Origin of the sequence: Paenibacillus sp. FSL H8-0282 (assembly GCF_037963825.1) — a bacterium.
Lineage (GTDB): Bacteria > Bacillota > Bacilli > Paenibacillales > Paenibacillaceae > Paenibacillus_AQ > Paenibacillus_AQ odorifer.
This window is the reverse complement of sequence record NZ_CP150146.1, coordinates 1012595-1028834: the sequence shown is the minus strand read 5'-3', so window position 1 is coordinate 1028834 and position 16240 is coordinate 1012595. Positions and strand designations below refer to the sequence as shown.

Here is a 16240-nt window from a genome sequence, read left to right as displayed (position 1 = left end):
CCCCTTAAAATAGTGGACTGCTTAAAAAATATTTGGAACGGAGGGCTCGGTGTTAACCTTTCACCGAGCCAGCCGCTATTCCCTCAACAATGTAACGTTGCATAAACAGGTAGAAAATGATAATTGGTGCGACCCCAATTACGAGAGCCGGAAGTGCCATATCCCATTGTTTGGTGTATTGACCAAAGAAGGAGAAAGTCGCTAGTGGAATGGTCCGAAGCTCTGGTGCCTGAAGAATCAAGGATGGCAACAGATAGTCATTCCATATTCCAAGTGCGTTTAGCACGATTGTTGTCATCACCATTGGCTTCAGCAAAGGAAGCACAATACGGAAGAACACGGTAATAGGATTACATCCATCTACTGTAGCCGCCTCTTCAATTTCAAGAGGAACGGACTTGATAAAGCCGTGGAACAGGAAGATCGCCATCGGAACACTGATTCCTAGATTCGTGATAATCAAACCAAGGAAAGAGTTATTTACTCCAATAACATTTACGACCTTCAGAATAGGAATCATAATCGTTTGGAACGGAACTACCATTGCTGCTACAAAGATAAGCAGCAAGAACTGATTGAATTTCGTATTCGCCCGAACCATACGATAGGATGCCATCGCACTGAACAGAGAGATTAGAATAACACTGATCACTGTGATAATAACCGAGTTTCGGAATGCTTCACCGAAACGGGCTAATTTCCAGGCGGTTGAATAGTTCGACCACATAAATACCTTTGGCCAGCTTGCCGCATCACTCAGAATTTCACCGAAGGATTTCACCGAGTTTGCGAGCAAGAAATAGAATGGAGAGAGAAAGAGCAGCGCCAGAAGGATCATTATCACTTCCGTACCAATATTCCATCTCTTTTTTTCCGTAGGTTTCATTACGCTTCAACCTCCTTGCTCTTCGTGATACGGACCTGAATCAGAGTAATGATGGCTACAATTACAAAGAACAGCAGCGCTTTTGCAGTACCCAGCCCGTAACGATTGTTCAGGAAGGCTTCATTGTAAATATTCATAGCAACGGATTCCGTCGATTTGAACGGTCCGCCCTTCGTCAAGGACAAGTTAAGGTCAAACATTTTGAATGACCAGGAAATGGCCAAGAATAATCCGATAGTTACAGCAGGCATAATTAGTGGAACTACGATATTGCGTAGCACCTGCCAACGGGAAGCACCATCAATATCAGCCGCTTCTAGTACTTCTTTAGATACGTTACTCAACGAGGCAATGTAGATAACCATTAGATAACCGGAAGACTGCCAAACAAAGACCATTACAATCGCCCAGAATCCTGTTGTGGCATCACCGAGCCAAGGAAGATTAAAGAAGGACCATCCTGTCAGGTCGCCCATAGTGGCGAACCCTTTGATGAAGATAAATTGCCAGATGAAACCAAGCAACAATCCCCCGATAACGTTCGGCATAAAGAAAATAGTCCGAAGCATGTTACGTGTCTTTAAAGGTTTAGTTAACAGATAAGCTAAGAAGAAGCCTACCACGTTAGTCAAAATCACACCTAACACCGTAAATCTTACCGTGAACCAAAAGGAAGACCAGAAGTCAGGGTCATTTGAGAAAATAGTGGAAAAGTTTTGAAATCCGACCCAACTTACATTACCGGATACACCGTTCCAATCTGTGAAAGAGTAATACATCCCCATCAAAAATGGGATAATCGTTATTAAGGTAAAAAACAAAACTGCCGGACCAACGAAAAAAAGCTGTTGACCTAACTGGGACAACTTAGTGCCGCGCATTTATTGCCCCCCCCTTTCTTTTGCTCACTTACTTGTTTATGCTTTATACACATATTATCTGTTTTTTTCAGGGTACCTCACACCTACTAAAGTGATCTTTCAGGTGTAAAATATTGATCGGATGTGACAAATTTCGATGAAATGGAACACGATTCGCACAAAATTGATCGTTTTTATCCTACTGCCAACGTTAATCTGTATTATGGCCACCATGTTTATTAGCTATCACTATAGCACTCAATCCCTAAGAACAAGGGCAGTAGATGAGAATACGAACCTCCTCTTTCAAGGCAATAGAAACATCGAAAGTCTGATTCAGGAGATCAATCGTCTCTCCCTTATCGTCTATTCAGATTCAGATTTCTACAGACTGCTCGAAGCGGGATACGAGGATATGGCAGCAAATACACGAATTTATTCTTCTCTAAATTACATTTCTTCATCCATGCCAGATATATCCCAGGTGTATCTTTACGGTGTAAAGGATAGAAAAGCCACTTTGCTCACCCAAAATACACCCAAACGTTGGCAGGGTATCCCCCCTTATGCCGACTCAGAGATCACTAGCAGTTCTCCTGTGTTTATACAAAGTACACATATAAGTCACAGCTATGGCCTAACTTCACCTATCCCGCAACTCATACCGGAGCCTGTGTTCACATTGCATAGACGAATTGAAAGGATTCCAACTACCACCCCACTCGGCTTCCTGTCGATCGATGTTAAGCTAACGGCTCTTACCGACATCGTCAGCCAGTTATATGATCAGAAGCAGGAGAACATTTGGCTGCTGGATGGCGATGGCAGGATTGTATATGGAAGCAACAGTGAGGAATACGGCAAGCGCCTACACGCTTCTTGGTACAACAAGCAAATCGCCACAACTCAAAGCTCGCAAGGGTATTTTGAAGAGGAAGATGCTGTGTTTATTTACCAAAGAATCGAAACCCAAGGTTTAAATTGGACCCTCGTGAAGCAGATTCCTACGTCCTATCTTTTCCGGGAAGCCAATGAGGCGGCAGCGATCAATATAATCCTCCTTGTTCTACTTTTGATTACAATTGCCACGTTAACGACCCTGATCTCTTTTCGAATCACGGCTCCTATCAAGCAGTTGACTCGTTACATGAATCAGGTGCAGACCGGTAATCTTGATGTTGAAATTCAACCTATGGGCAAAGATGAGATTGGCGTGGTTACCGAGCGATTCCGCAGTATGATGGACACGATCAACAACCTGATTTTAAGAGAGTACAAGCTGGAATTGTCCAATAAGACCAATGAACTGCGGGCACTGCAGGCACAAATCAACCCGCATTTTCTGAATAACACGTTACAGATCATTGGCACGCTGGCCTTAGAGCTTAAAGTGCCCCAAATTTACTCACTTCTTTCAGCTCTAGCCAAAATGATGCGCTACAGCATGTACAATGAGGAGAAGATCGTAACTGTTAAGGATGAGCTGGATCATGTCAAAGCCTACATTGAACTGCAAAAGGAACGTTTTGAAAATAAGTTCAGTTTCCGCTACGATATGGAGGAATCACTTTTAGAGACGTTTATGCCGAAAATGATTTTACAGCCTATTGTAGAAAATTATTTCAAACACGGCTTTAATCTTTCCCGGAGTGACGGATTCATTGAAATCACCGCAGCAAGAGTGGATGACAACCGGATGGAAATCTGTATCCAAAATAACGGAAATGCGATCCCTTCAGCGAAGTTAGATCTTTTAAAGCAGAAGCTACAGCATCCTACTAGAACAGATATAGATTTATTAAGAAATACAGAGCAAACCAAGGAAGCTACAGGATCAGGTATTGGTCTGCCGAACGTTCTGGCTCGACTCAAGTTTGTGTGCGGAGATAGTGCCACTTTAACTGTGGATAACCTTAGAGCAGGCGGAGTAGTAGTGAAATTGGAAATTGAAATTATAGCGGAGCGTGAAAAGATATGAAGGCGTTGATTGTTGATGACGAGGCAAGAGTTAGAAAGGCAGTCAGACTGCTTGTCGACTGGGACGCCCATCAAATAGATGAAATTCTGGAAGCCGGAAATGGAAATGAAGCCATCGAGATCATCCGGCAGGCTAAACCAGCATTAGTCATTATGGATATGATGATGGAATCAGGTAATGGGATAGAGTTAATGACCTGGGTGAACGAATTCGCCGGCAACACTAAGTTTATTGTGGTCAGCGGACATAATGATTTTGAGTTCGTACGGCAGACTGTGCGGCATGGCGGGATTGATTATATCTTGAAGCCCATCGAAGCCGAGGCAATCAATGTAGCGGTAGCTAAAGCAGTTGCAGCCTGGCGCTCAGAAGAAGACGACCGAAGCGAACGGCAGAAACAGAGTATTCAGCTTAATGAGTTCAAGCCCATTTATGGGGAAAAGCTATTATCTGCACTAATTGATGATCCGATCAATTCTGATTTATCTTTGCGGAGGTTATGCAGTGATGGTATCATTCCGGAAAACATCCATTCCGCTCGGTTAATATTGGTGCAGACAGATGCGGGTAACAATCCGTTGATTAAACGTTTTGGCGGAGACACCGAGCTAATGAACTACGCTATCGTCAATATTTGTAATGAATTTTTGCACAGTCCGCATAAGGGTGTTGCTTTTCGTTATTGGGGAGGTCCTCCGGAGATTGCGATTATTCTGTGGGATATTCAAACCTCTGTTGTCGAGCTAATAGGCAGAATCAATCATGGCATCTACTCTACCTTGCAGGTCCGAATGCATTTTGGAATCAGCAGCATCGGCAACTTACCTAAGCAGTTACCTTATCAGCGTGCAGAGGTGGCAGAGGCCTTACAGCGCCGAAACTTATTAATTCATGAGGATTACTGCCATTTCTCCTCTTCCTCCGAAGAATTCAGAGATCGTAAAGAGATCGCCAAAGCAGAGGTTCGCGGTAATGTATCAACAACGAACTTTGCTGACGTCAAGGAAGATTGGAAAATGGCAGTCATCAGCGGAAGTCCAGAGATATTATCAACAGCTGCGCAGCACTGGGTAGATGAGCTTAGCCGAGGCGGAGTTGTTACGCCAGAAATCCTAAACTCATGGAAAAATGATGCTCTACTATTTCGTTCCCAGCTGGTACGGGAAATGTTAGGCCCTGAAGCTGAAGGCGCACTGGCCGAGCTTGAACAGGCCGACCAGCTTCACCCAGCTCCTTATACGAACGGTTACTCGTTCTCCTTATTCGCTTGGCGTGACTGGTCGTATACCCTAATGCAGGAGCTGGCCGAAGTAATCGCCCTGAAACAAGCTAAAGAACGTAATCCGATGCATGATATCGTCAAATACATCGAGCTTAATTACGCTTCCGACCTGTCCTTACAGGAAGTGGCCGGAAAGTTTTTTGTTAGCCGTGAATATATTTCCCGCCGATTCAAACAGGAATACGGGATTAACTTCTCCGACTTTATTGTTAATATCCGAATAGATAAAGCTAAACTACTATTGCAGAATCCTCGTCTGAAGCTGGCCCAAATCTCCGAAATGGTCGGTTTTCATGATGTTAAATATTTCAGCAAAGTGTTTAAGAAGCAGGTTGGATCTTCACCTAAGGACTACCGGGACACATTTAAGAGTTGATCAATACCAGTTTAAAAAGGCGTCCGCAACCGTCTTACCGGCTATGCCGTTCGGATGCGGGTCGTCTTGTCCACTCATATATTCCGGTCTGATCCGGTGATCGTCTGGTGCAGGCAACGATAATAGGCTTGCTATATCAAACACACGGTCTACTCCAGCGGGTGGGTTAGTCAGGATTTCATGATTCACTCTACGCCAAGTCTCTTCTCTTGCCTCCTGAAAATTAAACGGCGGCACCGTACTTAGAATAATACTAGCATCAGCATTTGCTGTTTTGATCTTAGCAATAATAGTTGTCAGATCACCAAGTAACTCATCTGCAGAGCGGCAGCCAATATCAATATCATTTACGCCGAGGACAATCATCAGTTCATCACTCTGTTTAGCTTTGTGAAGCCAAGGGCCATCCGCAGCCACATCATACGCTCTAGCCCAGCCTGAGCCGAGATTCCATACGCCAATCTCTGCACCAAGACCATCCGCAATTCTCGCTGCCCAATATTCGTATCCGTCCTTTAATGTCCGCACACCTTGAGTAATCGAATCTCCCAAAAATACTAGCTTCTTATTCACAGCTTTCTTATATCCGATATAGCTTGGCAGTACCAAAAGCTTGTCAGATTCTGTAAACCCATCGGCTGATTCCTGTGCAGCCAGATTTCCGGGCGCATCATAAGCGGTTGCCAGCATCCCTTCTACGTTGAAAGGAATGGATTTACCCGCAGTAGTTGTCTTAATCGTCCATGTAAACGCTAAGTAATGGCCATCAGGTAGGTTGATGCTTGTCTCATCACTCCAGAAGCATTCACCGGCCGCTACTGACTTGGAGACATTGCCTTCAAAAGTGACAGCATGTTGTGTATGCTCAATAATAGCTCCGTTTGGCTCAGTGCCCCCATCCGCGATAAATGCCGATTCGATCACCCAACTGCCCCCAGGTTCACTGCCCGAAGCTTCAAGCCCTTGGTCCCAGGTGGAATCCACCGCATTGCTATGCCAAAATTTCAGCTGCACCGGGCCGTTTTCCCGTAAACGAATATAAGTCCGGAAGGTATGTGTAAAAGGTTCTTGCCTATTCATAATAAAATTAGCGGCGGTTGAAAGAACCGTAGCAGAGGTATAGTCCGTCTGATTCAAAACTCCACTTCCCTTAATTAAATTAGTATTCATAACGTTTCCCCCGTTATTAGTTAAGATTGTAACACTAAAACCTCTCCTATAAACCAGGGAACGGATCGTTCACCCAGTCTACAAGAGAGGTTATGGCTATATCAATATGCTTTAAGAAATCATCTTATTTCAGTGTAATGGTAAACGATACAGATTTTGCACCTGCGTTTACTTTCACTGTAGTCTCATCCACTTGCTCTGCACCTTCTACGGAAGCGATAGCTCCCAGATCTTTAAGGGAAAGCGAAAATTCTTTACCGCTGCCTTCTGCAGTAACTGTTACGCTGTTGCCTTTGCGGACAGCCTTCACAGTCAATTCAGGAGCACCTTTAAGATCACGTACGGTTGCAGAAGTAGTAGTACCTTCTTCAAGTGAATACAGGCCAAATTTCACGCCATCCGCAAAGTCATAATCCGGTTTGTTGTCGATGCTGCCGATTGCCAGCAAGGAGTTCTGACGAACGAACAGTGGCAGGCTGAAGAAATCATATTTCTCTTTGCGCCATGATCCGCCTTGTACAGTTTCACCAGATAACAGGTGAGTCCAGCGACCTGCTGGCAGATAGTATTTCACTTCGCCGTTTTCTTGGAAAATAGGCGCTACGAGCAAGGAATCACCCAGCATGTATTGGCGATCGAGCACTTCGCATGTTGGATCTTCCGGGAATTCCATAACCATCGCCCGCATAGAAGCCCAGCCATGCTCTGCAGCCTGCCCAGCCACATCATACAGGTAAGGCATCAAGCTGCATTTAAGCTTCGTGAAGAAGCGGGTAACATCACAAGCTTCATCATCGTACGCCCAAGGCACACGGTACGAAGTGCTGCCGTGCAGACGGCTGTGGCTGGACAACAGTCCAAAAGCTAACCAGCGTTTAAATACATGTGCCGGAGCAGTGTTCTCGAAACCACCGATATCGTGACTCCAGAAACCGAAACCGGACAAGCCCAGAGACAAACCGCCGCGAAGGCTTTCTGCCATGGATTCATAATCTGCGTAGCAATCTCCGCCCCAGTGAACTGGGAATTGTTGGCCGCCAGCAGTTGCAGAACGTGCGAACAATGCTGCCTCATTCTTACCAAGCTTCTCTTCCAATACTTCAAATACAACTTTGTTGTACAGTTGAGTGTAGTAGTTGTGCATTTTCATCGGATCAGATCCGTCGAAATAAACTACATCTGTAGGAATCCGCTCACCGAAGTCTGTCTTGAAGCTGTCTACGCCCATATCTACCAAATCACGCAGGTAGCCGGCATACCATTCACAAGCCGCAGGGTTAGTGAAATCCACCAGTCCCATACCCGCTTGCCACAGGTCACATTGATAAACATCGCCGTTAGGCTTTTTGATCAGGTAGCCGTTTTTCTTGCCTTCTTCAAACAAGCGTGAACGTTGACCAATATAAGAGTTGATCCATACGCAGATCTTCAGACCTTTTTCCTTCAGGCGTTTCAGCATGCCCTCTGGATCTGGGAATACACGTTTATCCCATTCAAAATCAGTCCATTGATACTCACGCATCCAGAAGCAGTCAAAGTGGAATACATGCAGCGGCAGATCACGTTCTGCCATACCTTCTACGAAGGAATTTACAGTCTCTTCATCATAGTTGGTAGTGAACGAAGTTGTCAGCCACAAGCCAAAAGTCCATGCTGGTGGAAGCGCTGGTTTACCAGTAAGAGCAGTATAGTTGCTAATAACGTCTTTAATGGTAGGTCCATCAATCACAAAGTATTCCAAGCTTTCTCCAGCTACGCTGAATTGGGCTTTTTTCACTTTTTCTGAAGCGATTTCATAGGAAACCAATTCCGGATGATTCACGAATACGCCATAACCTTTGCTTGATACGTAGAAAGGAATGTTTTTGTAAGCTTGCTCAGAGCTAGTGCCGCCGTCTTTGTTCCAGATATCAACGGTTTGTCCATTTTTCACGAAAGCGGTAAAACGTTCGCCCAGACCATATACGAATTCGCCTACGCCGAGATCCAGCTCATCACGCATGTACGTGTTACCGTCTTGGTCGGTGATGTAAGCCATGGATTTAAAGCCACTGCCTGTAATACGTTCTTCGCCGCGATAGAAATCCACCGCCCATTGTTCGCCTTTGCGAATCACTACACGAAGTCCGCCGCTGATCAGCACGGTTTCGAGATCCGTTTCTTCAATCTTCACATGATCGCCAGTACCTTTAGTCAGTTCGAAAACCGGACCACGTTCCTGTACACCATCATGATGAATAATTTTAATGCCTACCACGCCTGGAAGCGGAGAATGGAATTTTACAGTAAGCAGGGTTGAATTCAGCGTTGCTGCGCGCCCTGTGATTGGAGTCGTTTGTGTAATTGCTGTTAATCCTTCGGGAGTCTTTTCTACAACATAATTTTGAACTGCGCCGTTAATCGTGATACCTTCACGAACCAGCCAGAGACCATCAGTAAATTTCATTGTGTACTTGCCACCTTTCAATTTGGTGTTTATAGTTGCATTATACCGATAAAAAATGAACAAAACTAATACTATATAGCTCATTTATAACACTATTTTGATGTTTTTCTAAGAAAAGAGGCCTTTATATGGACCGTACAACTCAGAGTTTGCTAAAAGAAAACAGAGTTCATGGAGATAGTATGTTTCCACTCGCAGCTTATTGGATAGAACTTCCATCCGGAACGCATGTACTCGATACACATTGGCATGAAGAAGCGGAGTTCTTTATGCTGCTAGAAGGAGAAATTCTGTTCCAAGTAGACACAGAATATTTTCCACTCCGCGCGGGCGAAGCGGTATTTATCGAATCTGGCGATATACACGCCGCCTATGTGCTGAACGAAGACACCCCCTGCAAATTCTGTGCGCTTGTATTTCTGCCTGATCTTTTGGCTAGCGCCCAGTACGATACGATCCAGCAAAACGCGATTTTGCCACTGCAAGAGAAGCGCCAGAGCTTTCCGAGACATATTACACCAGATGTCCCTTGGCAGCAGGAGCTGCTTCATCATCTGGAGCAAATGATGGAGGCATACGCTAATAAAATGCCCGGATTTGAGACCTTTATGAAAGGAACTTTGCTAATCATGCTTTCCAAGATTACCGCAGAGGGCCGATTTGAGAACCGCAGCCAATCGGATGATGCTGATACCACCAAAATTAACCGCCTTAAAAAGGTGATCCTTTATATCCAAGATAACTATCAGGAACCGATACGTACCCGTGATCTATCAGAGCTTATTCCCATGAGCGAGGGGCAATTCTGCCGCTTCTTCAAAATGATGACTCGTAAAACGCCAGTCGATTACATCAACTCATACCGGATTCGCCAGGCTGCCGATCTGCTGCAACAAAGTGAAAGAAAAATATCCGACATCGCATTCGAGGTCGGATTTGATAATGTAAGCTATTTCATAAAGGTTTTCCGTAAAGCGATGAAATGCTCGCCTTCGGAGTTCAGGAAAGGTGCAGGCTAGTTTCATCTACATCATAAAAAAACGATGGATTCCAATTGGAGGCTCGCGATGAACTCACCGATTCTTAGCTTTATCACACCGCCTATTCCTTATTTCATAGACTGTGGTCGTGCTCACTACAATGCTGGAGACTATCATATCAGTCGTAATTGCATCGGCGTATTTGATCTAATCATTGTTAAAAAGGGGATGTTGCCCATCGCCGAGAACGAGGTGCACTGGGAGCTAAAGGAAGGAGAATTCCTCATCCTTCGTCCAGATGCCCATCACTATGGTTTTGCCCCTTGTCCTATCGAAACAGAAATCATCTGGATTCATTTCCAGACCTTCGGCAGCTGGATCGAGTGTCAGGATATGAACGAATGTCTGGAGAATCAGAGCGAGCTCATCGAAAGCCATAAACAAAAAGCTTATTTAAATCACTGCGATGTATGCTCGATCTTTATTCCGAAGTATACGGAAATATCAGAGAAGGCAATGGAGGTATTAGAGTTCTTTTTCCATCTGGAACAAGAACCCCAGTCGATGCGCAACTGGAAGCGCCAAGCCTCCTTTCAACAGTTCCTGCAATTCTTGGACCGTGATCTGGCCGAGGCATCCGATGCAACCGCCATTCATCTTGCCGAGAAGATTGAATTGTTCATTCGGCAAAATTATACTCGTGATGTCTCTAACTCCTTACTTCAAAAAGAACTTAACTATCATCCCAACTATCTCGCCAAAAACATGCTAAAAATATACGGTGTGACCCCTATGGCCTATCTCCTGTCCTATCGTCTAGAACAATCCAAACGGCTGTTAATTCAAACTTCCTGGTCCATTGCCCGCATCGCTGAAGAGGTTGGCTTCCATCATATTACTTACTACTCTTCCTGCTTCTCCAAGAAAGAAGGCATTTCTCCCTCTAACTTTCGACAAAAATTCACCGGTAAATAGACATTACAAAGCCTGGAATCGAAAATATCTTCCTCTTCCGGGATAGTTTGGACAAAGAAGCTGTTAAGCGTCCATCAAACAACGCTGCGGCTAACAGCTCTCCTTATTAAGTATTGCTGCTGATTTACCGATATATTATAGATAGATCTTATCGTCGTAGGAGGATAATGAACCATGCACATAACGAATATGACCGCATCTATGGGAACGAGGTTTAATGTATCTGTTAGTCACCAAACTAATGATAAAACTATGAAATCAAACAGCAATACTAGTGGTAATGGTAATGGAGATAAATTATCAATAAGTAAATCTGCAAAGGCTGCTTTTCAAAATCAATCCAAAATGGACGGAATGGTTAACTCCCTGCTTAAACAAAAACAAAATATCATCGACAGTAAGAACAGTCTGATTGAAAGAACTACCAAAAGTTCACATAATCTCGAATCTATTCAAGATCAACTTAAGGAGTTCAACAAGCAGCTCCAAACGATTGACCAACAAATTGCAAAATACAGCTTCGAAGAGCAACAAAAGAACTTAGAAGATGCTCAAAAAGCTAATCCAAAGGATGAACCTAAAACCGAGCAAGAGATACAGAACGAAAGATTGAATACGATTGTTTCAGTAAGCCAAGATGTTAGCCAAATGGAGGTAGTTTCTTCTACCCACACTAAGATGCGTGGCGAGGCAAAAGTTCTGACCAAGGAAATAGAGCTGGATGAGGCTCGTTCTACTCATTCCGCAACAGCCAAACGGGAGCAGTTATCCAAAATCGAAACTAAACTATCGGAAATGAACGAAACGTTAGGCGATGCCATGAAAGACACGGGAGATAAAATTAAAGATCAGATCGATAAAGCAGGTTCAACAGAAATTAAACCTTCTGAAGAGAACACCAATGAGCGGACAGAACAATTAGCTACCTATCAAGAAATTCAACGTTTAGCCGAAGAATCTGATAAGTCGCAGCTAGAAGTACTAATCTAACAAGGGCACGAATCTCTATATAAAAAAGCAATCGGATCTCCTCCGCATCAGAGGGTCTGCCGATTGCTTTTTTTTAGATGCAGCTGATGTATTTTTCGGCTATTCCTTCCGAATCACAATAAAGCAGGTGCTGTCCGGCAGCGCCACTTCCTGTCCGCTCTCATCCATGAACCTTACTCTATCACGCAGAGCTTCGGTATAACCTTCTTGCAAGTAATGCCGGAAGACCTCAATCTTTGCCTGCTCTCCTAAAATCTGTTCAATAAATGAGGCAAACTCCGTAGGGGTGAAATAACCAAACTGTTCTTGGACTTCGTGAATATAAGCCTCTTCGCCCCAGGTATAAGTATATAAAAATTCCATGGCATCATTAACGGGCATGAGCACTTCTTGTTCCCCTAATCTCTGAAACTGAATCTGACGTCCAGCAAAATCCTTCGCATAACGCTCCAGCCACACCAGACCATCCTCTTCCAGAAAGCGAACTCTCCGCAGCAATGATGCAGGTTCAGTCATGATCCCATCGCGGATAATGATAACCCCGCCAGCTGACAATACAGCAAAGGCACTTCGCAGAGCTGCGGAGACGGTGTCGTGATTGAACTTATTACCATTTAGCGGCACATAAGAATATAGCTCATGCAAAATCGAAGAGAAAATTACCGTGTCCACCGTTCCGGCCTCCACGAAATCTTTAAGGTTCAACGCATCTCCCTGCAGCACCTCCCAGTGGCGACCTTCCCGCTGCTTGCGTTGTCGCAAGGCTTCCACTACATTGCTTGATATATCAATGCCGATAGGAGTAACCTCGGGCATACGCTCTTCCAGTAAATCCAGCAGCACACCGCCGCCCGGACCGATATCCAGCACTTTTTGTCCAGTGACATGATCTAGAATTACAGCTTTATAATCTGCTGTATTATTCATTTGGCTTAAGTAGGTATCTTCATTATGAAAACGGTCAAAAGCATCCCTGCGCAGCTCGAATAGATCGAATAACAGCAATACAGCACGTTCATACAAGGGTGATTTTTCAGCTTCCATACAAAATTCGATCAGCTTCTCTGCCGCTGCCGAGAATTGGAATTGAAAAAATACCGTGTCTGGCAGATGTTCCTTAGAATATTGCCGCAAGAGTAGGTGAGGGTTCTCAGCAGGCAAAGTCCCTTGCTCGATATCCTTCCATGTAAGCTCCGCTAAATATTTTTCGATAATCCGCTTCTTATAAACATTGGTCTTCTTAACACCCTTGTAATCGTAGTAAATGCTGTTCATGACATGCTCGAAGCTGATATGGCTTAAGGATTCATTCTGCGCCCTCTGGGCAGCAAGCACCATCACCTTCAGAAATTGCTCCAGCGAAAAGGTCTGTAGTGCAGATTCTACATACCAGAAGGTAATCTTACTTAATGACACCAACCGTTCAGCATGGAAACCTTCCTGCGTCAGCTTAGCCCATTCCGTAGTGAAATCCTCTCCTCTAGAGATCGGACCCAGCCGCATTCTGCGCAGTCGTTCCTTCATCGGCATAGGACTAGCAAGATTGCCTGAAGAAATCAGCTCAATAAGCTGCTTCACTTCATGCTGCACATTCTGCCATAACTCGGGAGACACAGCTCCGATGATGCAATGATTGAGCACGGTCAGAAGGCGTTCCAGTTCCTCCGCGGTCAGCAGCTGATCTTCCACTATATCATGGAGTGGCTTATTGACTTCCGGCGGCACTTCTCCGCGAATTTGCTGTCCTATAAGTCCATGAGTCTCAATAAGCCGCTGAATCATCGTACCTTTCTCGGAGACAGCCTTCCCTAAATATCTCTCATATAACTGTGCGGAACCTAAATTATGTACAAAACAATTGATCCCTTCCTCCTGCCAAACCAGCCGCTCCTTTGCTGTACCTCCCTTAGCCGTTTCTGACCAAATTAACGTTTCTTCCACCAGCTCTTTTATCCAAATAGACCGGGGAAGTTGGTCCAGAATCTGCAAGCTACGTTCCACATAGTCCAGTACGGGATTCCTGCGATCCAGCTCCTCCAGAGATTCCACACGTTCCAAATTTACAATCTGCTCCTCCGCTTGGACAATAAGCTTCAGCCAGAGGTGATCCTCCAAATGATCTTGCACACCTTCACGGTATAAGGCGATGGCTTCCAGTGATTTCAGCATATGCTCCTCCTTCGCTCCAAAGTAGAGACTATAAAGACCTATTATTATATATATACAATCCCGTTAATTAAAAAACAGAACCAGGACTCATGAAATAGCCATGTCCCGGTTCTGTTTGCATTCCAATCATTAGGTTCCGAACCGCTGCCGATACCCACATTTGCGGCACAGCTCCTCCACCGCTTCTCTACGTGAGAAGCCATAGAATAAATTGTTCGCCCGCTCCCCCTCTACAATCTCTGAGAACGGAGTTTCATGGATGTTGCCTAGGTTAATTACTCCTTCACCATCCAGACAGCATGGCACAACCGTGCCATCCACAAGGATTGCCGCTTGGCTCCGCAGGGCATGACAGAACCCTTTTCCGTCATCTTCCGGCTCATTCAGCGCTGGCCAACGGAACTCATGATCCTGATTAAGGTAGACGCGTGGGGCAATCTTGACACCACTGCCAGGCATAACCTTTTCTTCGATCTTGAAATCCAAGTTGAAGGCTTCCTCCAGCAGGGCAAGGGTTTCACGGTTACGGTTTCTCTCCAGATTCGTCAGATTATCCTCCGTCAAATTCCACAAGCGGAAAGAAATAATAACCCCTTGCGCTGAGGCTTCCCGTACAAAAGAAATTATCTCTGAAAGATAGCCTTCACGGTTCTCTGACCCTTCATGCCCATCAAAGCTGTGCAGAGAAAAGTTCATCTGACGCAGTGCGGGCTTACCAAGAATTTTAGGTCCGGCTTTATGAATTAACGTGCCATTGGTTGTAATATTAACCTTGAACCCTTTGGCATGAGCAGCATCCAACAGTTCACCGATCTTGGGATGCAGCAACGGCTCCCCTTTGACGTGAAGATAAATATGATTGCTGTGTGGTTTAATTTCATCCAATATCGTATTAAACGTATCAAGCTTCATGAAATTTTTCGTCCGGGCGGTTTGTGGACAAAAGCTGCAGGCGAGGTTGCAGACGCTTGTTATCTCAATATAAACCTTTTTAAAAGTCTTCAAGTCCTGCTCCCCATTCTATTTATTATAAATCTGAGGCATAGCGGAGACCGATCTGTGCTCTGGCTTCCTCCATAATCTCTGCTGCGGCCATGGAGTTCTCATGAGTATTAATTCTGCTCTCCCGTTCACCATTCTTAATCAAGTTGATGAATTCTTCCACCTCATAATACATAGGTTCAAACACCTGAGGCAACGTAAGCTCCTCAACTGTACCATCACGATAGTAAATTTTCACCTGATAAGGCTCATTGATTTTGTCGATCACCATCGTACCGTTCTCTCCATGAATCTCAGCTGGCAGATAGGAGTCGGAAATCTTGGAGTGCATAACTACCGCATCCATATCGTCATACTTCATAATGAGACTTCCTTCACCATCCACACCTGACGAGAGCATGACACCCACTGCCTGTACTGATTGAGGCTTGCCAAAGAGCACTACCATTGGATACAAACAGTACACTCCAAGATCCATTAACGAGCCATTGGAAAAAGCGGGATTAAACGCATTTAACACAGTCCCCTGCCGGTAGGCATCATATCTGGAGGAGTACTTACAGTAACTTGCAAAATAACGGCGAACTTGGCCGAGTTTATACAAATTATCACGAATCACTCCAAAGTTCGGCATAAAGGTCGATTTCATCGCCTCTACCAGTAGCACATCATTTGTGCGCGCAGCTTCAATCATAGCTTTAAGCTCCGTACTGTTGGATGCAGCCGGTTTCTCGCAGAGCACATGCTTGCCGTGATTTAAGCACATAATCGCTTGTTCTGCATGCATAGAATTTGGGCTGGCAATATATATAGCATCTACATCTTTGCTTTTCACCATATCTTCCAAATTCGTATAAATTGTAGCTCCCGCATATTTAGCAGCAAAGGCCTGACCTTTCTCCATTGTGCGAGAGTACACGGCTGTCAGGATAAACTCCTCATTCTCCAAGCCGGCTTGCACGAAGCGGTCTGTAATAAAGTTTGTTCCAATGACCCCGAAACGAATTGTCATGATGTTATCCCGTCCTTTTTAGTTATTACTAACTCTACATGCTATTTTCTCACTCATAGGTAGTCATGTCTACTTTTTAAGGCAAATTAACGACAATTTCTGATAAATTCAGCA

Annotated in this window: 12 protein-coding genes; 5 read left to right on the top strand and 7 right to left on the bottom strand. The window is 44.6% G+C overall.

The annotated features are described in order from the left end of the window. Window positions 1-52 precede the first annotated feature (52 nt). Together NST94_RS04410 and NST94_RS04405 are read right to left on the bottom strand one after the other, a co-directional pair. Window positions 53-886, bottom strand: coding sequence for a carbohydrate ABC transporter permease (locus tag NST94_RS04410; RefSeq protein WP_036680774.1), 834 nt, complete (start codon window positions 884-886; stop codon window positions 53-55). After that, window positions 886-1767: a sugar ABC transporter permease gene (locus NST94_RS04405; RefSeq protein ID WP_036680772.1), complete on the bottom strand. Its 882-nt coding sequence runs from the start codon at window positions 1765-1767 to the stop codon at window positions 886-888. The genes NST94_RS04410 and NST94_RS04405 overlap by 1 nt, the downstream gene beginning before the upstream one ends. A gap of 136 nt (window positions 1768-1903) precedes the next feature. Between NST94_RS04405 and NST94_RS04400 the strand changes: the two genes are divergently transcribed. Both NST94_RS04400 and NST94_RS04395 read left to right on the top strand, forming a co-directional pair. Continuing rightward, the gene (locus tag NST94_RS04400; protein ID WP_076129607.1) at window positions 1904-3724 is read left to right on the top strand and encodes a sensor histidine kinase; all 1821 of its coding nucleotides are present in this window, start codon (window positions 1904-1906) and stop codon (window positions 3722-3724) included. Then, the gene (locus NST94_RS04395) at window positions 3721-5382 is read left to right on the top strand and encodes a helix-turn-helix domain-containing protein (RefSeq protein ID WP_076129608.1); all 1662 of its coding nucleotides are present in this window, start codon (window positions 3721-3723) and stop codon (window positions 5380-5382) included. Before NST94_RS04400 ends, NST94_RS04395 begins: the two co-directional genes overlap by 4 nt. On the opposite strand, the gene NST94_RS04390 is transcribed toward NST94_RS04395, so the two are convergent. Both NST94_RS04390 and yicI read right to left on the bottom strand, forming a co-directional pair. Then, complete coding sequence (locus NST94_RS04390; RefSeq protein ID WP_076129609.1) at window positions 5383-6552, bottom strand: GDSL-type esterase/lipase family protein; 1170 nt, start codon at window positions 6550-6552, stop codon at window positions 5383-5385. It abuts the gene before it with no gap. 124 nt (window positions 6553-6676) lie between these two features. Continuing rightward, entirely contained in the window at window positions 6677-8998 is a 2322-nt protein-coding gene (gene yicI, locus NST94_RS04385; RefSeq protein WP_339281714.1) for an alpha-xylosidase, read from the bottom strand. 128 nt (window positions 8999-9126) lie between these two features. Between yicI and NST94_RS04380 the strand changes: the two genes are divergently transcribed. The 3 genes from NST94_RS04380 (at window position 9127) to NST94_RS04370 (ending at window position 11943) form a co-directional block, all read left to right on the top strand. Continuing rightward, complete coding sequence (locus NST94_RS04380; protein ID WP_076129611.1) at window positions 9127-10017, top strand: AraC family transcriptional regulator; 891 nt, start codon at window positions 9127-9129, stop codon at window positions 10015-10017. A 48-nt stretch (window positions 10018-10065) separates the two neighbouring features. Next, a complete protein-coding gene (locus tag NST94_RS04375; RefSeq protein WP_076129612.1) occupies window positions 10066-10953 on the top strand; it encodes a helix-turn-helix transcriptional regulator in 888 nt (295 codons plus the stop codon). Window positions 10954-11127: 174 nt separating this feature from the next. Beyond that, window positions 11128-11943, top strand: coding sequence for a hypothetical protein (locus NST94_RS04370; protein WP_339281713.1), 816 nt, complete (start codon window positions 11128-11130; stop codon window positions 11941-11943). A gap of 99 nt (window positions 11944-12042) precedes the next feature. On the opposite strand, the gene NST94_RS04365 is transcribed toward NST94_RS04370, so the two are convergent. The 3 genes from NST94_RS04365 to NST94_RS04355 all read right to left on the bottom strand — a co-directional run bounded on the left by NST94_RS04365 (window position 12043) and on the right by NST94_RS04355 (window position 16126). Continuing rightward, window positions 12043-14112: a class I SAM-dependent methyltransferase gene (locus tag NST94_RS04365; RefSeq protein ID WP_076279879.1), complete on the bottom strand. Its 2070-nt coding sequence runs from the start codon at window positions 14110-14112 to the stop codon at window positions 12043-12045. Between the two features lie 129 nt (window positions 14113-14241). After that, window positions 14242-15117: a radical SAM/SPASM domain-containing protein gene (locus NST94_RS04360; RefSeq protein WP_076105414.1), complete on the bottom strand. Its 876-nt coding sequence runs from the start codon at window positions 15115-15117 to the stop codon at window positions 14242-14244. A gap of 22 nt (window positions 15118-15139) precedes the next feature. Next, a complete protein-coding gene (locus NST94_RS04355; RefSeq protein ID WP_038568824.1) occupies window positions 15140-16126 on the bottom strand; it encodes a Gfo/Idh/MocA family oxidoreductase in 987 nt (328 codons plus the stop codon). Between the last annotated feature and the right edge of the window lie 114 nt (window positions 16127-16240).

Coding starts and splice junctions, on each gene's coding strand:
- NST94_RS04390 (WP_076129609.1), bottom strand. CDS start 6,552: ATGAATACTAATTTAATTAAGGGAAGTGGAGTTTTGAATCAGACGGAC.
- NST94_RS04375 (WP_076129612.1), top strand. CDS start 10,066: ATGAACTCACCGATTCTTAGCTTTATCACACCGCCTATTCCTTATTTC.
- NST94_RS04355 (WP_038568824.1), bottom strand. CDS start 16,126: ATGACAATTCGTTTCGGGGTCATTGGAACAAACTTTATTACAGACCGC.
- NST94_RS04370 (WP_339281713.1), top strand. CDS start 11,128: ATGCACATAACGAATATGACCGCATCTATGGGAACGAGGTTTAATGTA.
- NST94_RS04410 (WP_036680774.1), bottom strand. CDS start 886: ATGAAACCTACGGAAAAAAAGAGATGGAATATTGGTACGGAAGTGATA.
- NST94_RS04400 (WP_076129607.1), top strand. CDS start 1,904: ATGAAATGGAACACGATTCGCACAAAATTGATCGTTTTTATCCTACTG.
- NST94_RS04380 (WP_076129611.1), top strand. CDS start 9,127: ATGGACCGTACAACTCAGAGTTTGCTAAAAGAAAACAGAGTTCATGGA.
- yicI (WP_339281714.1), bottom strand. CDS start 8,998: ATGAAATTTACTGATGGTCTCTGGCTGGTTCGTGAAGGTATCACGATT.
- NST94_RS04365 (WP_076279879.1), bottom strand. CDS start 14,112: ATGCTGAAATCACTGGAAGCCATCGCCTTATACCGTGAAGGTGTGCAA.
- NST94_RS04395 (WP_076129608.1), top strand. CDS start 3,721: ATGAAGGCGTTGATTGTTGATGACGAGGCAAGAGTTAGAAAGGCAGTC.
- NST94_RS04405 (WP_036680772.1), bottom strand. CDS start 1,767: ATGCGCGGCACTAAGTTGTCCCAGTTAGGTCAACAGCTTTTTTTCGTT.